We start from the raw sequence: 1,087 nt of genomic DNA on the forward strand, positions 1-1,087 counted from the left end.
GCGTCCTGCGATTTTCAGGAGACGATTTCGTAACGTGGTGAATTCGGCCGAGGCGAGCGGCTGTGGGGCTGGGATGGCGTCCCGCAGGGTGAGCATCAGCCAGTATGCGGCAGTGTGCAGGATCAGGCGGATCTGGTTGGCCAGTGGCGATCGACAACTCGTGCGATCGGATGCCAGTTGGCCCTTGTGAAGCTTGATCAGGTTTTCGGCCTGTCCACGGGCACAGTAGAGGGCATCGTAGAGCCATTCGGCGTTGCCGCCTCGCAGGCTGGTCACCACGCAGCGTATGTCGAGACCCCGTGTCGTGGCTTCGATCCGGGCGGCCACGCGCCGCTGTTTCTTCCAGGATTTCGCGCCATAGCGGATTTCGGCATGGCCGCGCAGGGACTGTGCCTGCGTCTCGGCGCGCCGGACGCGGATATCATCGGCCGCAGGTTCGAGAAGCCGGTGCAGTATTCTGTTGCCCGCAAGGCCGAAGATGTAATCGACGTCATGTGCCTCGCACCAGGCCATGACTTCGGGACGTCCGTAATGACCATCCCCGCGCAAGGTCAGCCGGGTATTGGGCCAGTGGCTGCGGATACGGCGTATCAGACGACGCAGGTGACCACGAATTTCCTGTCCGGACGGGGTCTTGCCCGGGCGAATGACAATGGCAACCGGCCTTGAGGTAGCGGCATCGTAAACATGGATCGGCATAAAGCACCGCTCGTCATGATGTGCGTTGAACAGGGCGAGTTGCTGATGACCATGCACCACATCGACCGTATCGTCGATGTCGAGCGTCATCGCGACGGGTGGCCGGGCGTAGCTGTCGCACCACGTATCGACCAGGGCATAGGTCAGGCGGATGACCTCGCGCAAAGTCGGGGCGTTCTCCCAACGCGAGATCGTGGGTTGCGAGCACAGATCCCTCCCCGTATCGGGCAGTCGTCCGCAGGCGAGCTTGAAACCCGGATCGCTCCGCAGGTGATCAAGGTCGTCGGCGTCCTCATAGCCGCAGGCAATGGCCAGTATGCGGGCACGCAGAATATCAGCCACGCCGTGTGTCACCCGTCGCGGATTGCGTGGATCGGCGATGAGCCGG

At 62.5% G+C, this 1,087-nt stretch carries 1 protein-coding gene; it reads right to left on the reverse strand.

Annotated features, from left to right (window positions below; translation table 11 throughout):
* A partial coding sequence (locus HLH48_RS22790) for an IS1380 family transposase (protein ID WP_182999724.1) occupies positions 1–1,087 on the reverse strand: 1,087 nt, incomplete at both ends.

The sequence above is a fragment of the Gluconacetobacter sacchari genome (assembly GCF_014174255.1).
In the GTDB taxonomy this organism is placed as follows: Bacteria; Pseudomonadota; Alphaproteobacteria; order Acetobacterales; family Acetobacteraceae; genus Gluconacetobacter; species Gluconacetobacter sacchari.